This is a genomic window from Pseudomonas sp. TS_SC_3, from assembly GCF_056156225.1.
In genome coordinates this window covers 3270821-3291118 of sequence record NZ_CM149586.1, presented here as the reverse complement: position 1 = coordinate 3291118, position 20298 = coordinate 3270821, and the positions used below count along the sequence as shown (strand labels likewise).

Annotated in this window: 16 protein-coding genes and 1 pseudogene; 7 read left to right on the top strand and 10 right to left on the bottom strand. The window is 61.4% G+C overall.

Annotated elements, in window-relative coordinates; genetic code table 11:
* Window positions 1-54: 54 nt before the first annotated feature.
* From aguA to AC0J6G_RS15480, 5 genes are all read right to left on the bottom strand, one after another.
* Window positions 55-1161, bottom strand: a complete 1107-nt coding sequence (aguA, locus tag AC0J6G_RS15500; protein WP_475249189.1) for an agmatine deiminase — start codon at window positions 1159-1161, stop codon at window positions 55-57.
* A gap of 418 nt (window positions 1162-1579) precedes the next feature.
* Complete coding sequence (rmf, locus tag AC0J6G_RS15495) at window positions 1580-1789, bottom strand: ribosome modulation factor (RefSeq protein ID WP_475253780.1); 210 nt, start codon at window positions 1787-1789, stop codon at window positions 1580-1582.
* A 156-nt stretch (window positions 1790-1945) separates the two neighbouring features.
* On the bottom strand, window positions 1946-3526 hold the full coding sequence (gene gshA / locus AC0J6G_RS15490) for a glutamate--cysteine ligase (RefSeq protein WP_475249187.1): 1581 nt from the start codon (window positions 3524-3526) through the stop codon (window positions 1946-1948).
* A 178-nt stretch (window positions 3527-3704) separates the two neighbouring features.
* Window positions 3705-4091 carry a PaaI family thioesterase gene (locus AC0J6G_RS15485; protein ID WP_475249185.1) on the bottom strand — a complete coding sequence of 129 codons (387 nt, stop codon included), beginning with the start codon at window positions 4089-4091 and terminating at the stop codon, window positions 3705-3707.
* A complete protein-coding gene (locus AC0J6G_RS15480; RefSeq protein WP_475249183.1) occupies window positions 4088-6430 on the bottom strand; it encodes a Tex family protein in 2343 nt (780 codons plus the stop codon). The genes AC0J6G_RS15485 and AC0J6G_RS15480 overlap by 4 nt, the downstream gene beginning before the upstream one ends.
* Before the next feature lie 225 nt (window positions 6431-6655).
* Here AC0J6G_RS15480 and ompR point away from each other — a divergent pair, with 225 nt between their 5' ends.
* From ompR to AC0J6G_RS15465, 3 genes are all read left to right on the top strand, one after another.
* Window positions 6656-7390 (top strand): osmolarity response regulator transcription factor OmpR, encoded by a 735-nt coding sequence (ompR, locus tag AC0J6G_RS15475; protein WP_475249181.1) that lies wholly within the window; start codon window positions 6656-6658, stop codon window positions 7388-7390.
* A gap of 95 nt (window positions 7391-7485) precedes the next feature.
* Complete coding sequence (locus tag AC0J6G_RS15470; protein WP_475249179.1) at window positions 7486-8799, top strand: ATP-binding protein; 1314 nt, start codon at window positions 7486-7488, stop codon at window positions 8797-8799.
* 67 nt (window positions 8800-8866) lie between these two features.
* Complete coding sequence (locus AC0J6G_RS15465) at window positions 8867-12652, top strand: bifunctional diguanylate cyclase/phosphodiesterase (protein WP_475249177.1); 3786 nt, start codon at window positions 8867-8869, stop codon at window positions 12650-12652.
* Window positions 12653-12802: 150 nt separating this feature from the next.
* Here AC0J6G_RS15465 and rimK read toward each other — a convergent pair whose 3' ends face one another.
* Both rimK and rimB read right to left on the bottom strand, forming a co-directional pair.
* On the bottom strand, window positions 12803-13708 hold the full coding sequence (gene rimK, locus AC0J6G_RS15460; protein WP_475249175.1) for a 30S ribosomal protein S6--L-glutamate ligase: 906 nt from the start codon (window positions 13706-13708) through the stop codon (window positions 12803-12805).
* Window positions 13705-14172 carry a retropepsin-like aspartic endopeptidase RimB gene (gene rimB / locus AC0J6G_RS15455; protein WP_475249173.1) on the bottom strand — a complete coding sequence of 156 codons (468 nt, stop codon included), beginning with the start codon at window positions 14170-14172 and terminating at the stop codon, window positions 13705-13707. Before rimB ends, rimK begins: the two co-directional genes overlap by 4 nt.
* Before the next feature lie 97 nt (window positions 14173-14269).
* Here rimB and AC0J6G_RS15450 point away from each other — a divergent pair, with 97 nt between their 5' ends.
* Window positions 14270-14665, top strand: coding sequence for an RNA-binding S4 domain-containing protein (locus tag AC0J6G_RS15450; RefSeq protein ID WP_475249171.1), 396 nt, complete (start codon window positions 14270-14272; stop codon window positions 14663-14665).
* A gap of 9 nt (window positions 14666-14674) precedes the next feature.
* Here the strand turns inward: AC0J6G_RS15450 and AC0J6G_RS15445 are convergent, their stop codons facing one another.
* A complete protein-coding gene (locus AC0J6G_RS15445) occupies window positions 14675-15469 on the bottom strand; it encodes a phosphatase PAP2 family protein (protein WP_475249169.1) in 795 nt (264 codons plus the stop codon).
* A 216-nt stretch (window positions 15470-15685) separates the two neighbouring features.
* Between AC0J6G_RS15445 and hslO the strand changes: the two genes are divergently transcribed.
* From hslO to AC0J6G_RS15430, 3 genes and pseudogenes are all read left to right on the top strand, one after another.
* Window positions 15686-16573 (top strand): Hsp33 family molecular chaperone HslO, encoded by an 888-nt coding sequence (gene hslO, locus AC0J6G_RS15440; RefSeq protein WP_475249167.1) that lies wholly within the window; start codon window positions 15686-15688, stop codon window positions 16571-16573.
* Window positions 16574-16736: 163 nt separating this feature from the next.
* Window positions 16737-16901: pseudogene (locus tag AC0J6G_RS15435) on the top strand (DUF6538 domain-containing protein); the annotation flags it as partial.
* Window positions 16902-18281: a tyrosine-type recombinase/integrase gene (locus AC0J6G_RS15430; RefSeq protein ID WP_475253778.1), complete on the top strand. Its 1380-nt coding sequence runs from the start codon at window positions 16902-16904 to the stop codon at window positions 18279-18281.
* Here the strand turns inward: AC0J6G_RS15430 and AC0J6G_RS15425 are convergent.
* Window positions 18197-18547, bottom strand: a complete 351-nt coding sequence (locus AC0J6G_RS15425; protein ID WP_475249165.1) for an RNase H family protein — start codon at window positions 18545-18547, stop codon at window positions 18197-18199. The two genes, AC0J6G_RS15430 and AC0J6G_RS15425, sit on opposite strands and share 85 nt — an antisense overlap.
* 129 nt (window positions 18548-18676) lie before the next feature.
* Complete coding sequence (locus AC0J6G_RS15420; protein ID WP_475249163.1) at window positions 18677-19159, bottom strand: ribonuclease H family protein; 483 nt, start codon at window positions 19157-19159, stop codon at window positions 18677-18679.
* Window positions 19160-20298: the final 1139 nt, after the last annotated feature.

Below are 20298 nucleotides of genomic sequence, written 5' to 3'. Positions count from 1 at the left end.
AGGCGGTGATCAGGGGCGGCGGTGAAACGCCCGGCGCTGGCCGGGCGTTTGCATTTAGCGCTGTTGCGGTGCGGGTTGCTGCTGGGTGATGCAGTGGATATTGCCGCCGCCCAGCAAAATTTCCCGGCCGGGCACCATCACCACGCGATGCTCTGGGAACAGGCGCTGCAGCATCGCTTCCGCTTCGGCGTCCTTGGGGTCGTCAAAGCTGGGTGCAATGATGCCGCCGTTGACGATCAGGAAGTTGACGTAAGAGCCGGCCAGGCGAATTGACGGATCACGCTCCTGGCTGCCGGCGACCAGATCGACGCCGGCGCATTCTTCGTCGCTGGCATACAGCGGGCCAGGAATCGGCATTTTGTGCACGATCAACTGACGGCCCTTGGCATCGCGCACGCTTTCCAGCACGCGCATGGCGGCCTGGCAGCGCGGGTAGTTGGGGTCGTTGGCATCGTCAGTCCAGGCCAGCAACACTTCGCCGGGGCGCACGTAGCAGCAGAAGTTATCGACGTGGCCGTCAGTTTCATCATTGAACAGGCCATCCGGCAGCCAGATCACTGTGTCGATCGCCAAATGATCCGCTAGCAGCTGTTCGATCTGCTCGCGGCTCAGGTGCGGGTTACGGTTTGGGTTGAGCAGGCATTCCTCGGTGGTGATTAGGGTGCCTTCACCGTCGACATGGATCGAGCCGCCTTCAAGGATCAACTCGTCAAGGCGGTAGCGCGCACAGCCTTCGATTTGCAGAATCTTGCGCGCCACTTGGTCGTCGCGTACCCAGTTGGCGTACAGGCCGCCGTTGAGGCCGCCCCAGGCGTTGAACGCCCAGTCCACGCCACGTACTTCGCCGCGGTTATTGGTGACAAAGGTTGGTCCGGTATCGCGTACCCAGGCGTCGTCGGTGGTGATTTCCACAACGCGAATATTGCTGTGGCTGAGGCGCTCGCAAGCGTTCTCGTACTGACCGGCGGACACGCCCACGGTCACCGGTTCGAATTCGGCAACTGCCTTGGCCACGGCCGTAAAGGCGGCCTGTGCGGGCTTGCCGCCTAAGCGCCAGTTGTCCGGGCGTTCCGGCCAAACCATCCAGGTTTGGCTGTGGCTTTCCCACTCGGCAGGCATGCGAAAACCATCGGCGCGTGGGGTGCTGGTCAGGGTTGTCATCGGGTCACCAAAACGTTGAGCGGGATCGGGGAGGTCGAGCGTGGTGCTGGTCATTGTGGGTGATAACAGGCTGCTATGGGCCATTCCACCGTGTGGCGTTAATCGTAGCCCAGGTGGCATCAAGGCTTGCAGCTGCCGGAGCGCGTGGTTTTGCGGTCACGCACGTGACCTCGGCGCTGCGCAGGCTTATGGCGACAAACAATACGCCGCGAAAACGACTAACACGCTTGGTTTATATCCGATAAAAATCGGCTTTAAAAGCGATTATCGGATTTAAGGCGGTTTTTTTAGGATTTATATCGAATAAAAATCGGAATTAGACCAGGCGTGAACGCTTGTGGTGCAGCGTCAAAGCATCAGGCTGCTGGAATAGGGGTGGTTGTCGCGTTGCTGTGAGTGATGGCGTGGCGAAGGACGGTCAGGTGCTGTGGCGTTTGTGCTGCGCGTACTGCTCGCGACCGTCATCCCAGCCCGCTTCCCAGGCGGCGATTAGCACAGCGGCGGCGAGCCCGCGCGGGGTGTTGGTTTGCCCCGTCAGCCCTGCCATATAGCCCTGTTGGTAAGCCTTGTTGAGGCTTTCCAGGCTCCAGTGCTGGTCATCTTCCGTGCTGAGGTCGGTGCAGGCCATGGCGGCAGCTCGCAGTGGAATCACCCTTGCAATGCTAGCCGCATCGCGGCGGCGCGACTGCACCGCCGATCCTGCTGTTGCCACCGCTGACAGGTTATGTGATGCAGTTGGCGAAACGCTGGCTGGCGGCTGGCCCGCGTGCCCGACAGGGCTTGATCAGCTTGCCGGGGCGAGGATGCTCGCCTGGTACGCGGCGGCAAAGCTGTCAAAGTCGCCGTCATCGTTAGCTTCCAGCTCGGCTTGCTCCTGCAGCGATTGTGCGGCGCGGGCTTCGAACGCTGCCTGCTGTTCGGCGCTCAGGGGCTCGCTGCGCAAGTACTCGGCGTGCAGTTTGCTTTGCTGCAGGGCGAATTCGGTGAAGCTTAAGCCCTGCTGCAACTGCGCCAACACCTGTGCGGAGGGCGTCAGGCTGGGGTTGGCGACCTTGGCCTGTTGCGCCTGCACCGCCTGGCGGTGAGCATGGCTACCCTGGTTCTGGTCGAACAGTGCGGCTAACGGCAGGATTTTCTCCAGCAACTCGTTGGCCCACGCCTGCAGCGTTACCGGCTGGCCCTTACGCTGCAATTGCAGGCCCGGACGGCGACCTTCCTTAACCACGCTGAGGAAGTTGTCGGTGCAGGCGTGGCACTCATCACTTTCCAGTAACGGGCTGTCCTGCAGGGCGCAGAACAGCAGGAACGCGTCGAGGAAACGCGCCTCGGTCAGGTCGATACCCAGCGGCAGGAAGGGGTTGATGTCCAGGCAGCGCACTTCAACGTACTGCACACCACGGGCCATGAGTGCCTGAATCGGCCGCTCACCGCTGTGCGCCACACGCTTGGGGCGGATGTTGGAGTAGTACTCGTTTTCGATCTGCAGGATGTGGGTGTTGAGTTGCAGCCACTCGCCATCCTTCTTCGCGCCGATTTCCACATAGGGCGGGTAGGGCGTACCAACGGCCTGGCGCAGGCTGTCGGTGTAGCTGACCAGGTCGTTATAGCAGGGCGTCAGGCCGGATTGGGCGGTGCTCTGGTAGCCCAGGTCGCTCATGCGCAGGCTGGTGGCGTAGGGCAGGTAGAGGGTTTCGTCATCCAACTCCTGCAGTTGGTGCGGACGGCCGCGCATAAAGCCTTTGTGCAGCGCCGGTGACGCGCCGAACAGGTACATCAGCAGCCAGCTGTAACGGCGGAAGTTACGGATCAGGGCGATGTAACGCGCTGACTGGTAATCCTGGGCGCTGCGCGTGTCGCCTTCGGCCTGTTGTTGCAGCTGCCAGAGGGCATCCGGCAGGGAGAAGTTGTAGTGAATGCCGGCAATGCACTGCATGGTTTTGCCGTAACGCAGGGCCAAACCCTTGCGGTACACGTACTTGAGTTCGCCGATATTCGAGTGGCCGTAGCGCGCGATGGGGATCGTTTCCTCATCCGGCAGTGCGCAGGGCATCGACGGGCTCCACAGGTATTCGTCGTCCAGCTTGCTGTAGGCAAACCGGTGGATCTGCTCCAGGTCAGCCAGCGTCGCCGCCGGGTCAGGCTCGGCTGGGGTGATAAATTCCAGCAGCGATTCGGAGTAGTCGGTGGTGATTTGCGGGTGCGTCAAGGCCGAGCCGAGGGCGGCCGGGTGTGTGGTCAGCGCCAGTTGGCCGGCACCGTCGACACGCAGGCATTCGCGCTCGATACCGTGCAGGCACTGTGAAAGCAGAGAAAGGTTGGCCGGCTCAGCCAGGAGGTTTATGCGGCGGGAGAGAAGATCGCTCAAGGTGTTTTCCTAGCTGGCAGACGCCGCAAATATGAGGCAATCGCAACAATATGGGGGGCGCTTGCGCACTCTTCAAGTGGTGAGCGTAAGCCGGCAGCTACACCGGGCACAGCCTTTGGCGGCCGCTGTGCCCGGTTTGCTTGCCGCTGTGGGTCGCCGCTGCACCCTGCACGGCGACTTATATACAGGCGAAGGTTCCTTGCGCCTTGGCGATCAGCTTATCGTCCTGCCACACCTCGGCTTCAACCACCTGGGTGCGGCGTCCGGCGTGCAGCACTTTGGCGTGGCACAGCACGCTGCCGTCGGTTACCGGGCGAATGTAGTTGATCTTGCACTCCAGGGTGACGCTGCTCGGGCTGCCATCGCCCAGGCTGTGGCTGGCTTGGCCCATGGCGGTGTCGATCAGTGAGAACAGCGCACCGCCGTGCAGTTTGCCGTGGAGGTTGCGCAGGTCGTCGGTGAGGGCCAGGCGCACACGGGCCTCGCCACCGCCGACCTGGAGAATATCCAGGCCGAGCAGGCGGGAAAAGGCGCTGCTGGCGCCGACAGGACGTTTTTCGTTCATTTCTTCAATGTCTTGGCATTGGCAAACAGCGCCGCCATACCGCCGCTGGCCGGAGCAGGTTTTTCCTGGCTGGAATGGCGTTCGCTGCGCGGGGCATTGCCGGCCGGCTTACCGCCGCGGGATTGCCCGCCACGTTGGCCTTCGATCTTCTCGCCTGGGGTGTCGCCCATGCGCATCGACAGGGCGATGCGGTTACGCGGGATGTCGACTTCCATGACCTTGACCTTGACCACGTCGCCGGCCTTGACCGCCTCGTGCGGGTCTTTGATGAACTTCTCCGACAGCGCCGAGATATGCACCAGACCGTCCTGGTGCACGCCGATATCGACGAAGGCGCCGAAGTTGGTCACGTTGGTCACCACGCCTTCGAGCATCATGCCCAGTTTGAGGTCGTTAAGGGTTTCCACGCCTTCCTGGAACTCGGCGGTCTTGAATTCCGGGCGCGGGTCGCGGCCGGGTTTTTCCAGCTCGCTCAAGATATCGCCGATGGTCACCAGGCCGAATTTATCGTCAGTGAACTGCTTCGGGTCGAGGCGCTTGAGGAAGGCCGAGTCACCGATCAGCGAGCGGATATCGCGTCCGGTATCGGCGGCGATACGCTGCACCAGCGGGTAGGTTTCCGGGTGCACAGCGGAGGCGTCCAGCGGGTTGCTGCCGTTCATTACACGCAGGAAGCCGGCGGCCTGCTCAAAGGTCTTGTCACCCAGGCGCGGCACCTTGAGCAGGTCGGCGCGGCTGTTGAACGCACCGTTGGCGTCGCGGAAGGCGACGATATTCTGCGCCAGGGTGGTGTTAAGCCCGGAGATGCGCGCCAGCAGCGCGGCGGAGGCGGTGTTCACATCGACGCCGACGGCGTTTACGCAGTCTTCGACCACCGCATCCAGCGAGCGCGCCAGTTTCAGCTGCGACACGTCGTGCTGGTATTGGCCGACACCAATGGATTTCGGGTCGATCTTCACCAGCTCGGCCAGCGGGTCCTGCAGGCGACGGGCGATGGACACGGCGCCGCGCAGCGACACGTCCATATCCGGGAATTCCTTGGCGGCCAGCTCCGAGGCGGAATACACCGAGGCGCCGGCCTCGGACACCATGACTTTGGTTAGATTCAGGCCCGGCAACTTCTTGATCAGGTCGGCAGCCAGCTTGTCGGTCTCGCGGCTGGCAGTGCCGTTGCCGATGGAGATCAGGTCGACCGCGTGCTTGGCGCACAGCTTGGCGAGGATCGCCAGGGTGCCGTCCCAGTCGTTGCGCGGCGCATGCGGGTAAACCGTGGAGGTTTCCAGCACTTTGCCGGTGGCATCGACCACCGCGACTTTGCAGCCGGTACGCAGGCCCGGGTCCAGCGCCAGGGTGGCGCGCGGGCCGGCCGGGGCGGCCAGCAGCAGGTCGTGCAGGTTACGGGCGAACACGTTGATCGCCTCGTCCTCGGCGGCTTCGCGCAGCTCGCCGAACAGGTCGGTTTCCAGGTGGGTGTAGAGCTTGACCTTCCAGGTCCAGCGCACCACTTCACCCAGCCATTTGTCGGCGGCGCGGCCACGGGCGCTGATGCCGAAGCGTTCGCCGATCATGCCTTCGCACGGGTGCATGCTACCGGGCGGAGCGCCGCCCGGCAGCTCGTCGCCGACTTTCAGGCTGGCACTCAAGATGCCTTCATTGCGCCCACGGAAGATAGCCAGGGCGCGGTGCGAGGGCGCGCCTTTAAGCTTTTCATCGTGCTCGAAGTAGTCGCGGAACTTGGCGCCTTCGTTCTCTTTACCGGCGACGACGCGGGCGCTGAGGATGGCGTTGTCCTTGAGGTAGCTGCGCAGGCTGGCCAGCAGGTTGGCGTCTTCGGCGAAGCGCTCCATCAGGATGTATTTGGCGCCTTCGAGCACGGCCTTGACGTCGGCAAAGCCTTTTTCGGCGTCGATAAAACGCTCGGCTTCGCTTTCCGGCGTCAGTGTAGGGTCGTTGAACAGTGCATCGGCCAGTTCGCCGAGGCCGGCTTCCAAGGCAATCTGGCCCTTGGTGCGGCGCTTCTGTTTGAACGGCAGGTACAGGTCTTCCAAGCGGGTTTTGGTTTCTGCCAGGTTGATTTCGCGGGTCAGTTCGGGCGTCAGCTTGCCCTGTTCTTCAATGCTGGCGAGGATGCTGGCGCGGCGCTCGTCGAGTTCGCGCAGGTAGCGCAGGCGTTCTTCGAGGTTGCGCAGTTGGGTGTCGTCCAGGCTGCCGGTGACCTCTTTGCGGTAGCGCGCAATAAACGGCACGGTAGAGCCTTCATCGAGCAGCGCCACGGCGGCGGCGACCTGTTGCGGGCGTACACCCAGTTCTTCGGCGATGCGGTTGTTGATGCTGAGCATATGAAAAGCTACCCACACTGAAACGAAAAACCGGCCACGCAGACCACGGGCCAGACACGAAAGCCGCGCATTATAAACACTGCCCGGCAGTGCGCCGGGAACCCATCGGGGAAAAATCTGCTAACAATGGGCTGCACGTCGGCTGCGGCTCCTGAGCCATAATGCCGAGCATTGCACACTGCCAGCGCGCCCGCGCCCGGCGGAAGCCTGGTCAAGGAGCCCTGAATGAGCAGCACTGTACTTCCCGCTGAAGGCGAAAAAATCCTTATCGTTGATGACGATGCCCGTCTGCGTCGCCTGCTTGAGCGTTTCTTCGACGAGCAGGGTTACCGTGTGCGCGCCGTGGAAAACGTCGAGCAGATGGACCGCCTGCTGGCCCGCGAACTGTTCAACCTGGTGGTGCTCGACCTCATGCTGCCGGGTGAGGATGGTTTGTCCGCTTGCCGCCGCCTGCGCGAGGCGAACAATCAAGTGCCGATCATCATGCTCACTGCCAAGGGCGATGAGGCCAGCCGTATTCAAGGCCTGGAGCTGGGCGCTGACGATTACTTGGCCAAGCCGTTCAACCCGCGCGAGCTGTTGGCGCGTATCAAGGCCGTGCTGCGCCGCCAGGCCCCGGTGGTACCGGGCGCGCCAGGTAGCGAAGACGAAAGCGTGAGTTTTGGCGACTACGAACTGTCCCTGGCCACCCGTGAGCTGAAGAAGGGTGACGAGGTGCACATGCTCACCACCGGCGAGTTCGCCGTGCTCAAGGCCCTGGTGCAACACGCCCGTGAGCCACTGACCCGCGACAAGCTGATGAACCTGGCCCGTGGTCGCGAGTGGGACGCCCTGGAGCGCTCTATAGATGTGCAGATTTCCCGTCTGCGCCGCTTGATCGAACCCGATCCATCTAAACCGCGCTATATCCAGACAGTCTGGGGCGTGGGTTATGTGTTCGTGCCGGACGGTAATAAGTAGCCGCCGTAGGGTGGATGGCGCTCTGTTCATCCACCTCTGTTTTAGCACGGTGGATCGATGAGGCGCGATCCCCCCTTCAACCACATCGAGTCACCATGAAAACCCCTCTCTGGTTCCCGCAAAGCTTTTTCGCCCGCACGCTGTGGCTGGTGCTGATCGTGGTGCTGTTCTCCAAGGCGCTGACCCTGGTTTATCTGATGATGAACGAGGACGTGCTGGTCGACCGCCAGTACAGCCATGGCGCCGCGCTGACCCTGCGCGCCTATTGGGCAGCGGACCCGGAAGACCGCGCCACCATCGCCGAGGCCGCCGGGCTTAAGCGGGTGCCGTATGAGCAAGTGCCGGCCACTGAACAGCATTGGCCGTACAGCGAGATTTTTGCTCGGCAGATGCAAACCGAGCTGGGCCCGCAAACCGAGGTGCGCGTGCGTGCCAAAAGCCCGCCCGCGCTGTGGGTGCATGCGCCGGCCTTGGGCGATGACTGGCTGCGCGTGCCGCTGTACCCGCACCCGTTGCGTGGCCAGCGGATCTGGAGTGTGCTCGGCTGGTTCCTTGCTATCGGCTTGCTGTCGACGGCTGCGGCGTGGATTTTTGTGCGCCAGCTCAGTGCGCCGCTCAAGCGCCTGGTCTTCGCCGCCCGCCAGGTTGGTAAAGGCCGCAGCGTGCGCCTGCCCGTCGGCGATACGCCAAGCGAGATGGCCGAGGTGTACCGCGCCTTTAACCAGATGGCCGAAGACGTTGAGCAGGCGGCGCGCGAACGCGAGTTGATGCTTGCCGGGGTGTCGCATGACCTGCGCACACCACTGACGCGCCTGCGCCTGTCCATGGAGTTTCTGCACACCGACTCAGAGTTGACCGAGGACATGGTGCGCGACATCGAGGACATGGATGCGATTCTCGATCAGTTCCTGGCTTTTATTCGTGACGGCCGCGACGAACCGCTGGAGCAACTCGACCTGCTTGAGTTGATTCGTGAGGTGGTCGCGCCCTACAACCAGAAACAGGAAATGGTGCGCCTATGCCTGGAGCACGTGCCGCCTTTCCCGCTGCGCCGGGTGTCGCTCAAGCGATTGCTGGTCAACCTGATCGAAAATGCCCTGCGCTACGGTGGCAATGCCGTGGAAGTGGCGGTTTCCCTGTCCGGTGATCACGCGGCGCCCTATGTGGTCCTCAGCGTGCTAGACCGTGGAGCGGGGATTGATCCGGCCGAGCTGGGCAGCATCGTCAACCCGTTTATTCGCGGTGACCGCGCCCGTGGTGGTCAGGGCGCAGGCTTAGGCCTGGCGATCGTTAAGCGTATTGCCGCGCTGCATGGCGGCAGTGTTGAATTGCGCAACCGCTCTGGTGGCGGCTTGGAGGCGCGGGTGTGTCTGCCGTTGGGGCTGCTGTTGCCGCGCGACGCCGTCTAGCCAGCGCTGGCATACTGTCATCAGAGCGCTGAACTATGCTCTGTCGACGCGATGACATGAGGTCAGCATGCCTGCAGTTCCCCACCGCCTTTCGTTATGGACCTGGTTGCTGCCGCTGCCATTGCTCCATCTGACCACGTGGCTGTCCCTGGCGACCCAATTCACTGACGGCTCGGCGCTTTGGTATCCACCCTTTGCCCTGGCCTTGGTCCTCACCCTCTGGTGGGGGCCGCGTGTGTTGCTCGCGGTGTACCTCAACGCGATGCTGTCCATCCCGCTTTGGGGGTTGGAGTGGCAGTGGGCGCCGCTCTATGCCCTGCCGGAAACCCTTGGCGTGGCGTTGGCCTGGCTGTTGCTGCGGCCAGGGTCGTTTGACCCCGCCGTACCCGAACTCAGCCACTTGCTGCGGTTTATGCTGCTGGGCGTGTTAGTGCCCACTATCCCTGTTGCACTGGGCGTGCAGGGTAACCTTTGGCTGACCGGTCTCGCCCCGCTGACAGTGCTAGCGTCGGGCAGCATGACCCTGTGGATGGCCGATAGCCTGACCGCACTGGCCATCGCCATCCCCTTGCTAACTTATGTCACGCCCTGGCTGCGCCGCCGAGGCTGGCTGGCAGCACCGGTGCTGCGTGGTTGTGAGCAGGTGCCTGAGGTGTTGCGCCAGTTTCCGCCGTGGCCATTGCTGGTGCTGATTTTCGTCGGCATGCCCTGGCTGCTGGGGCTGCTGCCGCTGACGTTAACCTTGCCAGTGGTGGGCGTCGTGATGCTCGCCCTGGCGTTGGTGTGGGGCTTTGCTGGCGCCATCTGCGGGGCGCTGTTCAGTGTGTTGATGGTGTTGATCCTGCCGTTGCTGCGCGGGTTGATGGACAGTGCGGCCTGGCTGGACCCGCAGCGGCTGGAGCTGCACATCGGTGTATTGCTGTTTATGCTCGCCACCTTGCTGGTGGGGCGCAGCCTGAGCGATCTACGCCAGGCCCTGGCGCGCAGCGCACAAATGCAGCAGCAACTGGCCCTGGCTAACTTGGCCCTGGAAGCCAGCCCGTTGGGCGTGATCATTGCCGACGCCCGCCAGCCGGACCTGCCGCTGATTTACTGCAACCCGGCCTTTGAGCAGATTACCGGCTACAGCCGCGAAGAAAGCCTGGGCAACAGTTGGAACTTCCTGCTGCGTGATGATCAGCAGCAACAGGGGCTCAGCCGTTTGCAGCAGGCGATACGCGACGGGATGGGCTGTGATGTGGTGCTGCGTAATTACCGCAAGAGCGGCCAGCTGTTCTGCAACGAAATCACGTTTGCGCCGATGCACGATGACCAAGGCGTCAGCCATTTTGTCGCCCTGCAAAGTGATGTAACGACCCGCGAAGAACTGGCCAGCCAGGTGCGCTCACAGAGTGATGAGCTGCTCCGGCAGAGTTACCTGTTTAGCCAAACCGAGCACATCGCCAGTCTGGGTGGGTGGGTGCTGAACATGCCGCAGCAGGATATGGATTGGAGCGCTGGCTGCTTTCGCATCTACGAACTGGACCCGAAAAACGGTACACCTGACCTCGCCGGCGCCCTGAGTTACCTGGACAGCAGCGGCCGCATACTGGCCGAACAGGTGCTGCAGCAGCTGATTGACGGCACGGAGCAATTCGACTTTGAAGTGCGCCTGCTCACGGCCAAGGGCAAGACCCGTTGGATACGTATTCGCGGTATTGCCGAGCGCGACGGCGCCGAGTTAGTCAGGGTTTATGGCGCCTTGCAGGACGTGAGTGCGCGCAAATATGCCGAGCAGCAGCTGCGCGAGCGCGATGAGCGGCTGCGCTTGTTCTTTGAAGCCCCGTTGATCGGCATGGCCCTGACCAGCCCGAGCTTTGCCTGGGAAGAGGTGAACCACAAACTCTGCAGCATCCTCGGCCTTAGCCGTGAGCAGCTGCTGGCAAGTAGTTGGGAAGGGCTTTCCCTGCAAGAGGATCTGCTGACCGAGCAGCCGCTGCTGGACCAGGTGCTCAGTGGCAGCCGTGAAGGCTTTGAGTTGGAAAGACGCTTCCGGCGTGCCGACGACAGCCTGGTGCACACCCGCGTCAGTTTGCGTGCAGTGCGCCACAGTAACGGGCGGGTGCGCATGTTTGTGTTGCTGGTCGAGGACATCAGCCAGCGCCTGCAAGCCGAGGCGCGTTACCGCACCATCGTCGAAAATGCGCCTGAGGCGATCATGCTCTTCGACCTGCACGGCACGATGGTCGAGTGCAACGATAACGCCCTGCGTCTGCTGCGGTATAGCCGCGAAGAAATTGCCAACAAGCGCGTTTACGAGCTGAGCCCGAACAAACAGGCGGACGGCCAGCTCACCGCTGATCTGGGCAAACTCTATCTGCAGCGCGCACTGGCTGGCGAAGCGCCGGTCTTTGACTGGCTGCACCGCGACAGCGCGGGGCGGCAGATCCCTTGCGAGGTGCGCCTGGTGCGCATGCCGGGTGAACCGGTGCTGATTCGCTGCAGCATGACTGATATTTCTGAGCGCCAGCGCTATCAGCGTGAGATCGAACGCCTGGCCTTCAGCGATGAACTCACCGGCCTGCCCAACCGGCGCTTGCTACTTGATCGTCTGCAGCACGCAATGAACCGTGAGCAGCGCGAGAACAGCCTCGGCGCACTGCTGTTTATCGACCTCGACCACTTCAAAACAGTCAACGATAGCCTCGGTCATCTGGTTGGCGACGGCCTGTTGCGTGAAGTCACCCTGCGCTTGGCCAGCGGTTTGCGTACCGAAGACACCCTGGCGCGGATGGGCGGCGACGAGTTTGTGGTGCTGCTCGAAGGGCTCGACAGCAACCCGCAACTGGCGGCGGAAGCGGCGGCAATTGCTGCGGATAAACTGCTGAAAAGCCTGGCCGGTAGCTGCTGGATTGACGGCCATGAGCTGTCCATCAGCGCCAGTATCGGCATTGCGCTGCACCCGTTTGGCACCCAGGTTGCCGCCGACGTATTGAAGCAGGCGGACACGGCCATGTACCGGGCTAAGCAAAGTGGGCGTAACGCCGTGCACTTCTTCGCGCCCGAGATGCAGGCCGCCATCGACCAGCGCCTGCAATTGCAGAGCGATTTGCGCCAGGCGGTGCAGCGTAACCAGCTCTATCTGGTGTTTCAGCCACAACTGGCCTTGGTCACCGAGCGCATTACCGGTGCCGAAGTGCTGCTGCGCTGGGTTCACCCGGAGCGCGGCGAGATTATGCCTGGCGACTTTATTGCGCTGGCAGAGGAAACCGGGCTGATCGAGGAGTTGGGGAGCTGGGTGCTGGAGCAGGCCTGCGCCGCCCTAGCGCGTTGGTTGCCGCAGCGGCCGCAGCTGGTATTGGCCGTCAACCTGAGCCCACGTGAACTGCGCCAACGCACGTGCGTGGCGCGGATCAGTGAGTGCTTGCAGCGGCATCAGGTGCCGGCTGCGGCACTGGAGCTGGAAATTACCGAGGGGGTGCTGCTGGAGGAGGTCGAGCAATGCATCAGCAATATGCAGGCGCTGAAGGCACTGGGCGTGCGCTTCGCCATTGATGACTTCGGTACCGGCTATTCCTCGCTGACTTACCTCAAGCGTTTACCCCTCGACCGCCTGAAGATCGACCGCAGCTTCACCTGGGACATGGACGGCGAAGACGGCAGCGGCCTGATGCTGGTGCAGACCATTTTGGTGATCGCCCGCAACCTGGGTCTGGAATGCATTGCTGAAGGTATCGAAAGCCAGGCGCAGCTTGACTGTTTGCGTGAGCATGGCTGCTCACTGGGGCAGGGTTTTTACTTCAGCCGGCCGCTGAAAGAGGCTGACTTCCTGGCCTGGATGGAGATACATCACGGTTCCGAGCGCACGGGATAAGGCCGTGAGTCCTAGGCGGTGCCTTACATGTCGGGGGGATGACGCTTCCCCCATCCCCCCTGGCTACCTCACGGTGGATGAAAAGAGCATCGTCCACCCCAGAGCCTGCAGCGTTTCGCAATTCTTGACCGGGCTTCGCCTATGCCCGGCTCAGCCCTTGCCCTTGGTACGGGTCAGGTGCGGGCCGCCGTTTTTCTCGATGTACTGGATGATGATGCCGGCAACATCCTTGTTGGTGGTGGTTTCAATGCCTTCCAGGCCTGGGGATGAATTCACCTCCATCACCAGCGGGCCGTGGTTGGAGCGCAGGATGTCCACGCCCGCCACGCTCAATCCCATGACCTTGGCCGCGCGAATGGCGGTCATGCGCTCTTCCGGGGTGATTTTGATCAAGCTGGCGCTGCCGCCACGGTGCAGGTTGGAGCGAAATTCGCCGGGCTTGGCCTGACGCTTCATCGCCGCAATCACCTTGTCGCCGACCACGAAGCAGCGGATATCCGCGCCGCCGGCTTCCTTGATGTATTCCTGCACCATGATGTCTTGCTTGAGGCCCATAAACGCCTCAATGACCGACTCGGCGGCGGTGGCCGTTTCACACAGCACCACGCCGATGCCCTGGGTGCCTTCCAGCACCTTGATCACCAGCGGTGCGCCATTGACCATGTCGATCAGGTCAGCGATGTCATCCGGGGAGTGGGCGAACCCGGTGACCGGCAGGCCGATACCGCGGCGCGACAGCAGTTGCAGCGAGCGCAGCTTGTCCCGCGAGCGGGCGATGGCCACCGATTCGTTAAGCGGGAACACGCCCATCATCTCGAACTGGCGCAGCACCGCGCAGCCATAAAAGGTGACGGAGGCGCCGATGCGCGGGATCACCGCATCAAAGCCTTCCAGCGGTTTGCCGCGGTAGTGGATCTGCGGCTTGTGGCTGGCGATGTTCATGTAGGCGCGCAGGGTGTCGATCACCACCATCTCGTGGCCCCGTGCTTGCCCGGCCTCGACCAGGCGGCGGGTGGAATAGAGGCGCGGGTTGCGCGACAGCACGGCGATCTTCATTGGGCACCAGAAAGGTCAGCAAGGGTGGGTTTGTTCTGTACGTAGGTCAGCGCCGGATTGACCAGCAATTGCCCGGTAATCAGCGCTTTTGAACCCAGCAGCACGCGGTAGCGCATGGTCTTGCGGCAGGTCAGGGTGAATTCTACCGGCCATTCTCGATCGCCCAGGGTCACGGGCGTGCGGATTACGTAACGCGATTGGCTATGGCCGTTGGAGCTTTTGATGGTTTTCACTGAAACCAACGGTGCTTCGCAGCGGTGGCGGCGTTGTACCAGGGTGCCGAGGTGTGCGGTAAACCGCACCCAGGGCTCGCCGTCACGGTCGAATGACTGAATATCGCTGGCGTGCAGGCAGGAGGTGCTGGCACCGGTATCAATCTTGGCGCGCAGGCCGATCATGCCCAGCTCCGGCAGGTTGATCCACTCACGCAGGCCGATCACGCCCAGTTGGTCAAAAGTCTTCAAGGGGTCATCCGTCATAATTGCGGGCATTCTAGTTGGCCCTTGTGACAACTGCATCAGGCAAAATGTCCGCCCGCACAGCCGCCGTATTGGAGAACAGATGAGCGATAAAGACGATGACAAGGTGCGCCTGGATAAATGGCTGTGGGCCGCGCGCTTCTATAAAACCCGTGCGCTGGCCAAAGCGGCCATTGAAGGCGGCAAGGTGCATCACCGTGGTGAACGCTGCAAACCGGGAAAAGAGCCGAAAATCGGAGATGTCTATGTGATTCGCTATGGTTTTGACGAGCGCAGCGTCGTGGTGCAAGCACTGTCGACGGTGCGTCGTGGCGCCCCTGAAGCGCAAACCCTGTATGCCGAAACCGCCGAGAGCATCGAGCGCCGTGAGCAGGCTGCCGCGCAGCGCAAAGCCGGCGCTTTGGGCATGCAAACCGATGGCCGGCCGAGCAAGAAACAGCGCCGGCAGCTGCATCAGTTTCGTGGCAATCAGGAGTAAAAGCGTCGTTTAGCGCCCGCTGATAATGCTCAGCCGGCCGAGCAAGGGCAGTCTGGCGAGCAAGCGCGTCAGCGGCCGGGTAAGCGTCTCCAGCCATTCACTGGCCCGGTAGGCGAACGGGGTGAAACAGCTCCAAGCCAGGCCCAGTAGGGCGAGGAACAGGCCGCCCACCAGGGCATCCGAGCCCCAATGCGCGCCGGCTACCAGGCGCGGCAGTGTAAAGATCAGCGCCATGCTCCAGATCAGCAGCACGCGCCAACTGCGCGCAAAGAAGCTCATAAACATCGCCCAGATCAGCAGCACCGAAGCGTGATCGCCCGGGAAGCTGCGGCTGGCGCTGTCCTTCATGTCCCAGCGCTCCTCCCACGTCGGGAATAGCTCAGTCAGGCGCGCGGCGCCGTCTACCACCAGCGATGGGCTCGGGCGTTGCCAGTCCATCAGCTTGACCAGATCGGCAAACGCCACGCGAAACAGCAGCATCACGATCAGCGTCGCGAGAAAGGCATACAACGCTTTGCGCACCTGCGCGGCGCTGAACACCAGGTCGGCTTTGAGCATCACCAGCAACATCAGCACGCCAACCCCCAGGTCTACCGGGCGCATGCTGCCGATTGCCCAGGTTTGCGCCCACAAGCCGGCGTTGTGCACGGGGTCATTCAGCCAGGCAAACAGCTGCAGGTCGAACGTGTCCCACATTGCGCGGCTGGGGCGCCATAGCCAGCTGGCGAGCAGCAGCAGGGCGACGAGATGGCAGGCAAGCAGCGGGCGGGTACGCCATTGGTCGTTGATAAAAGGAGGGTTCATGCAGTGGCATCCTTGTCATCTGTAGGGCTTTAAGGCGGCCGGCATGCTAGGGAGTTGGGTCGCAGAATGCAAAATTTCGACCTGCCTTTTGGCCCTAACCGTGACGCGGTTAGCCATCGATAGCTTCTGCCCGCACGGCTGATAGATAAGAGGCGCTTGGTCGAGCGGGCGTTTGCGCCTAAAATCGCCGACCGAGTTACATTCAGTGAAATTGGCATGTCTGATTTTTCCCAACGCTTTTTGTTCGACGACAGCGATATCCGTGGCGAGCTGGTCGGCCTGACCGACAGCTACAGCCATGTGCTCGCCAAACACAGCTACCCGCAACCCGTCGCCCACCTGCTGGGTGAACTGCTGGCGGCGGCCTCCTTATTGATCGGCACGCTTAAGTTTGAGGGCCTGCTGGTGCTGCAGGCGCGCTCATCGGGCGCAGTGCCGCTGTTGATGGTGGAGTGCTCCAGCGAAGGTGAATTGCGCGGTATCGCCCGCTATCACGACGAACCCATTGCCGCTGACGTCTGCCTGCGTGAGCTGATGCCCGAAGGCGTGTTAGCCATTACCGTCGAGCCGAAATCCGGCCAGCGTTACCAGGGCATCGTCGACTTGGAAGGCGACACCTTGGCCGATTGCCTGACCAACTACTTCGCCACGTCCGAGCAGTTACCAACGCGTTTCTGGCTCAGTGCCGACGGCCAGCGCGCGCGCGGCTTGCTGCTGCAGCAGCTGCCCGCCGACCGCCTGAAGGACAGCGATGAGCGTGAAGCCAGCTGGCAGCATGCGATGGCCTTGGCTGACACGTTGAAAACTGAGGAGCTGCTGGGGTTGGATAACGAAACCCTGCTGCACCGTTTGTACCACCAAGACGCGCTGCGTCTGTTTGACCCGCGCGCGCTGCAGTTCCGTTGCAGCTGCTCGCGCGAGCGTTCCAGCCGCGCGCTGATCAGCCTTGGTCAGGCCGATGCTGAAGATCTGCTGCAGGAGCATGGCGGCAGCGTAGAAATCGATTGTCAGTTCTGCAACGAGCGCTACCTGTTTGATGCAGCCGACGTGCTGCAGCTGTTTATCGATGGCGGCAGTGATGCCCCATCCGATACGCGTCACTGACGCATCCGTAAATCTGTGGCAAATAGCCGCAATCGCGCCAGCATGATCTGATTAGAGGCTGCACCCGCAGTCGGCTTTTTCTGGCATAAACGCGGATAGAAGCAAAGTGTATTGAAATCAAGGGGTTGGCCGATTAGTCGACCTCTTGATTGCGATACAAACTGTGATACAACGACGCCCTGGCTCCTCCTCGTTCCAGTTCCAACTGCGTGTGCCTTCCTGGCTTGTGCCTCACCTTGGGGGGCAGCAGTTTATTCGTCAGACCCTGCGAACTTCAGACGCAATGGAGGCTAAGCGCCGAGCGTTCGCGCTGTGGGATTCTCTGCAGATGAAATTTCAGATTCTCCAAGACCTGTTGTCAGAGCCGGAGCTGGCCAACGTCTTCAATCCGCTTTACCTCCGGGCGCTCCTCAAAGAGTCGGCTGACCGTGCTGTCGCTCAGGCTCGGCATCCTTTTGTGGAGTCTTACCTAGGCCGCTTGGGGGTGCCTGATAGGCTGCCCCGTGAGGATGCCCTTGCCTTTGCTTTGCAGGCTGCTGAGGAGCGTCATCGGCTGTTCCAGGCCGGTGGTGAAGTTGCCCTAAAGGTGCGTCTTGCAGAGCTGAGAGCGGAGTCTCGCGCTGCCATCCCGCAGCCGACGCCCTCGGTGTCTGCTCCAGTGCCGACGTTTGTGCCCCTGCCTGTTGCTGACGCAGTAGAGCGTTTCCTGGCTGAGAAGGAGGGGTTGAGCCATAGCGCCACACGCAACTACAGAACCCGTCTCGCCAATCTCAGCGCACACCTGAAAAGTGCCGGCGTGGCCTCAGACATTAGCGCGACAACCCGCGAGCATCTGCTGGCATACCGTGAAGAGGTCTCGCGCTCTTGCTCAGCATCCAGCGTTGGGGTGTACATGACCCAGGTCAGTACGTTCTTCAAGTGGGTAGCTGAGACCCTGCGCTTGCATTTGCCTGCAGGTTGGCTGTCGCCTGCTGTACGTCTTCAAGAGAGCGGTGGCTACCAACAGCGAGCGGGCAAGATTGACGCACGCGCAGACGAGGAGGGTGAGCGGTTCTCGGATGTGGAACTGCGTTCTCTGGTCGCTCATTGTTCCCGTGCCGCTCGCGGGGAGGTGCGCTTGGGCGGGCGCTCAAGAAACGGCGATTCCAGCCAGTCCAAGGCCTGGGTATTGCTGTTGATGGCCTTTGGTGGCTTCCGTCCGACCGAGGCCGCCCAGCTTCACTCCGACCAAGTCGATTATGACCAAGAAGCCGGCTGCTATTTCGTCGACTACTCCTATCTGGTTGAGGGGCAGCGGCTCAAGAACAGACACTCCCGGCGTATGGTTCCGTTGCTGTTCCCTGAGGACTTGGCTGAGTTGTTCGGGCAGTACCTCCAAGAGCGGAAGGGTAAGGACGACGGCTTCCTGTTCCCCTGGAAGGTGACCGCCAAAGGTCGCTTGGATGACTCTGTGCGGAGAGCCTTGGCTGATGTTGTAGCTGTGGCGGGTCTGTCTCTGGGCGAAGGTCTGACACCTTACGCGTTCCGGCATGCACTGGCTGACCGTTGCAAGCAGCTAGGACTGGGTGTGCAGCAAACAAAAGAGCTGATTGGTCATGGTGATTTGGACATCACAACAGGTCGCTACGGCAAGCGGGCACACCTGCATAGATTGGCCTCTGCTATGCGCGCCGCTGGGGTGGCTGATTTCAATGTGGATAGCCAGTAGCCTGCACCCTTCTGCCGCCTCTGTAGGTCTCTTGGTGCGCTTTCAGAGCGTTTTCCCAGTGGCCTCAAGGTGGCCAAGGCGTCGGCCCGTTCGTTGCCAGGGATGCTGCTGTGGGCCTTAACCCAGTAGGCGGTGACCTCTTTCCCTTGCAGTATAGGATCACTGCACTGCCACAGGTCGACATGCTCTCTGGGCTTATCCGAGCTGACCTGCGGCAAGGAGGACGGCTTCAGCGCGGTTACCTCCAAGTAGTTCGCCCGGACCATGGTTCAGTTGGGCTTCGAGGGTAATAAAGACTTCCACGGCATCCGGCGTAGCTGTCCCCGGCAGCGCTGGTCTCAACTTGAAAACAGCAGGAGGAGAGACACCTCTCCCCCCCTTCGGTCCTCCTGCACCTAGATTGCTTTCCTAGTCAGCTTATAGACCCTCTTTCCCTTAGCGCCAATGTTGGCCAATTGGTCGGCTCTCTCGTTTCCAGGAACGCCGCTATGGGCTTTAACCCACTCGACCCTGATGTTCTTGGTTTGTATCTCAAGATCTATGAGCTTCCAGAGGTCGAGGTGCTCAGGCACCTTCTTGTTGGCCTTCTTCCACCCTCTAGCCTTCCAGCCGGGCAGCCATTCGTTACAGCCTCTGGTGACCAGTTCGCTGTCCGAGTAGAGAGTTATAGGTACAGTCTTGGAGCAGTACCTCAGGGCCTCCAGAACAGCCATTAACTCGGCTCTCCCGTTAGTCTGAGGTTGTCCCTCAGGAACAGGACCTGCGATGTCTAGCGTGTCTCCTTGTGGGTTAGTTAGAGTGGCTCCCCACCCAGCACGGGCAAAGTCGGAACCATTGCCGAGGCATGCGCCATCGACGTAGATGATGTAGGTGCTCATGGTTTGATGTCCTGTCACGGGAAATGACCAACCTGCAGATGAGGCGGACCAATTCCCTACATAGATGTAAGTGGTCTGAATGGACCGCTCAGGGGATTACTTGAGGCGGTCTTGGGAGAAGGGCGGTCGTGGTAGCGGGCAGTAGCGCAGCTGCTGACCGGTGCCCGGAGAGACCGACCAAGCTAAGGCAGTCAAGGCAGCCTCAAGGGCGAAGCTCCCTTCGTTGTTGGTGAAACAACAACTATGAAGACACAGCCTTCTGTTCGTCTAAGTTGGTCTTCGACTGTTGGTCAGGCTCTGACGAACCCAGTCAGCAGCTTCGTAGCAAAGCTACTGCGCTACTGCCCGGCTTACGCCTGCCCTAGAAGGGGCGTTGGTCATTTCTGGTAGTGGTCAGCGACGGAGCGAGTCACGCCTATATATATTTAAGGGATAGCGACCACCCCTGAAGCTCAAGGGCTCCGGAGGAGATTGACGGCAGAATCTTGCCGGTCTGAGCTGAGTGCGACACGGCGTTTCACCCATTCGCCCAACGCTCGCTCTCGACTGGCTAAGTCACCCCTCCATGCGTACCAGGGATGGATGCGGATTCGGGTCGGCCAGCTCTTACCTTGGGTAGTCCGTTCAATCAGACCTGCATCATCCAACTCCTCCAGAGCTGCCCTGACAGTCCTCTCGGGTAGGCCCAGCTGCCCACTCAAGTTCTTCAGCTTGCCGAACCAGTAGTTATGACCTGAGAGCTGCTCGGCCAAGTGCTGAAGCAATCTGATAGCTGACCCATTGATGCCGACACGAAGCAGCCCTAGCAGATTCGCGTCCTCAAGGTAGTGTCGGTCAAGCCAATGGTCGAAGGGCTGTATGGCCTCTTTCAATTCATCTTCGTCACGTGCCATGCAGGGCCACGGGGTATCGATACCAACGGTCTTGCTTGTATGGACAGGACGCGGTGGTGTCCTAGGCAGAGGCTCGCTTGAGGCCAGGATCTCGCCAGTCCTGAGATCGACTGTGTAGTGACGCCCCATATCCGTAACAAAGATTGCCTCACGCGCCCCCAGAGGGTGGATCGTAGGGGGTGGGCCAGCGACGAATGTCTCGCTTGCTGGAGCCAGATATTCTTTTAAGGCGGCCGTAACGACGTA

What these genes read in the sequence shown, in the direction of transcription:
- AC0J6G_RS15425 (WP_475249165.1), bottom strand. Translation starts at nt 18,547, where the DNA reads ATGGTCCGGGCGAACTACTTGGAGGTAACCGCGCTGAAGCCGTCCTCC.
- hslO (WP_475249167.1), top strand. Translation starts at nt 15,686, where the DNA reads ATGTCTGATTTTTCCCAACGCTTTTTGTTCGACGACAGCGATATCCGT.
- AC0J6G_RS15470 (WP_475249179.1), top strand. Translation starts at nt 7,486, where the DNA reads ATGAAAACCCCTCTCTGGTTCCCGCAAAGCTTTTTCGCCCGCACGCTG.
- aguA (WP_475249189.1), bottom strand. Translation starts at nt 1,161, where the DNA reads ATGACAACCCTGACCAGCACCCCACGCGCCGATGGTTTTCGCATGCCT.
- rmf (WP_475253780.1), bottom strand. Translation starts at nt 1,789, where the DNA reads ATGGCCTGCACCGACCTCAGCACGGAAGATGACCAGCACTGGAGCCTG.
- AC0J6G_RS15450 (WP_475249171.1), top strand. Translation starts at nt 14,270, where the DNA reads ATGAGCGATAAAGACGATGACAAGGTGCGCCTGGATAAATGGCTGTGG.
- AC0J6G_RS15480 (WP_475249183.1), bottom strand. Translation starts at nt 6,430, where the DNA reads ATGCTCAGCATCAACAACCGCATCGCCGAAGAACTGGGTGTACGCCCG.
- rimK (WP_475249175.1), bottom strand. Translation starts at nt 13,708, where the DNA reads ATGAAGATCGCCGTGCTGTCGCGCAACCCGCGCCTCTATTCCACCCGC.
- AC0J6G_RS15445 (WP_475249169.1), bottom strand. Translation starts at nt 15,469, where the DNA reads ATGAACCCTCCTTTTATCAACGACCAATGGCGTACCCGCCCGCTGCTT.
- ompR (WP_475249181.1), top strand. Translation starts at nt 6,656, where the DNA reads ATGAGCAGCACTGTACTTCCCGCTGAAGGCGAAAAAATCCTTATCGTT.
- AC0J6G_RS15420 (WP_475249163.1), bottom strand. Translation starts at nt 19,159, where the DNA reads ATGAGCACCTACATCATCTACGTCGATGGCGCATGCCTCGGCAATGGT.
- AC0J6G_RS15430 (WP_475253778.1), top strand. Translation starts at nt 16,902, where the DNA reads ATGAAATTTCAGATTCTCCAAGACCTGTTGTCAGAGCCGGAGCTGGCC.
- AC0J6G_RS15465 (WP_475249177.1), top strand. Translation starts at nt 8,867, where the DNA reads ATGCCTGCAGTTCCCCACCGCCTTTCGTTATGGACCTGGTTGCTGCCG.
- AC0J6G_RS15485 (WP_475249185.1), bottom strand. Translation starts at nt 4,091, where the DNA reads ATGAACGAAAAACGTCCTGTCGGCGCCAGCAGCGCCTTTTCCCGCCTG.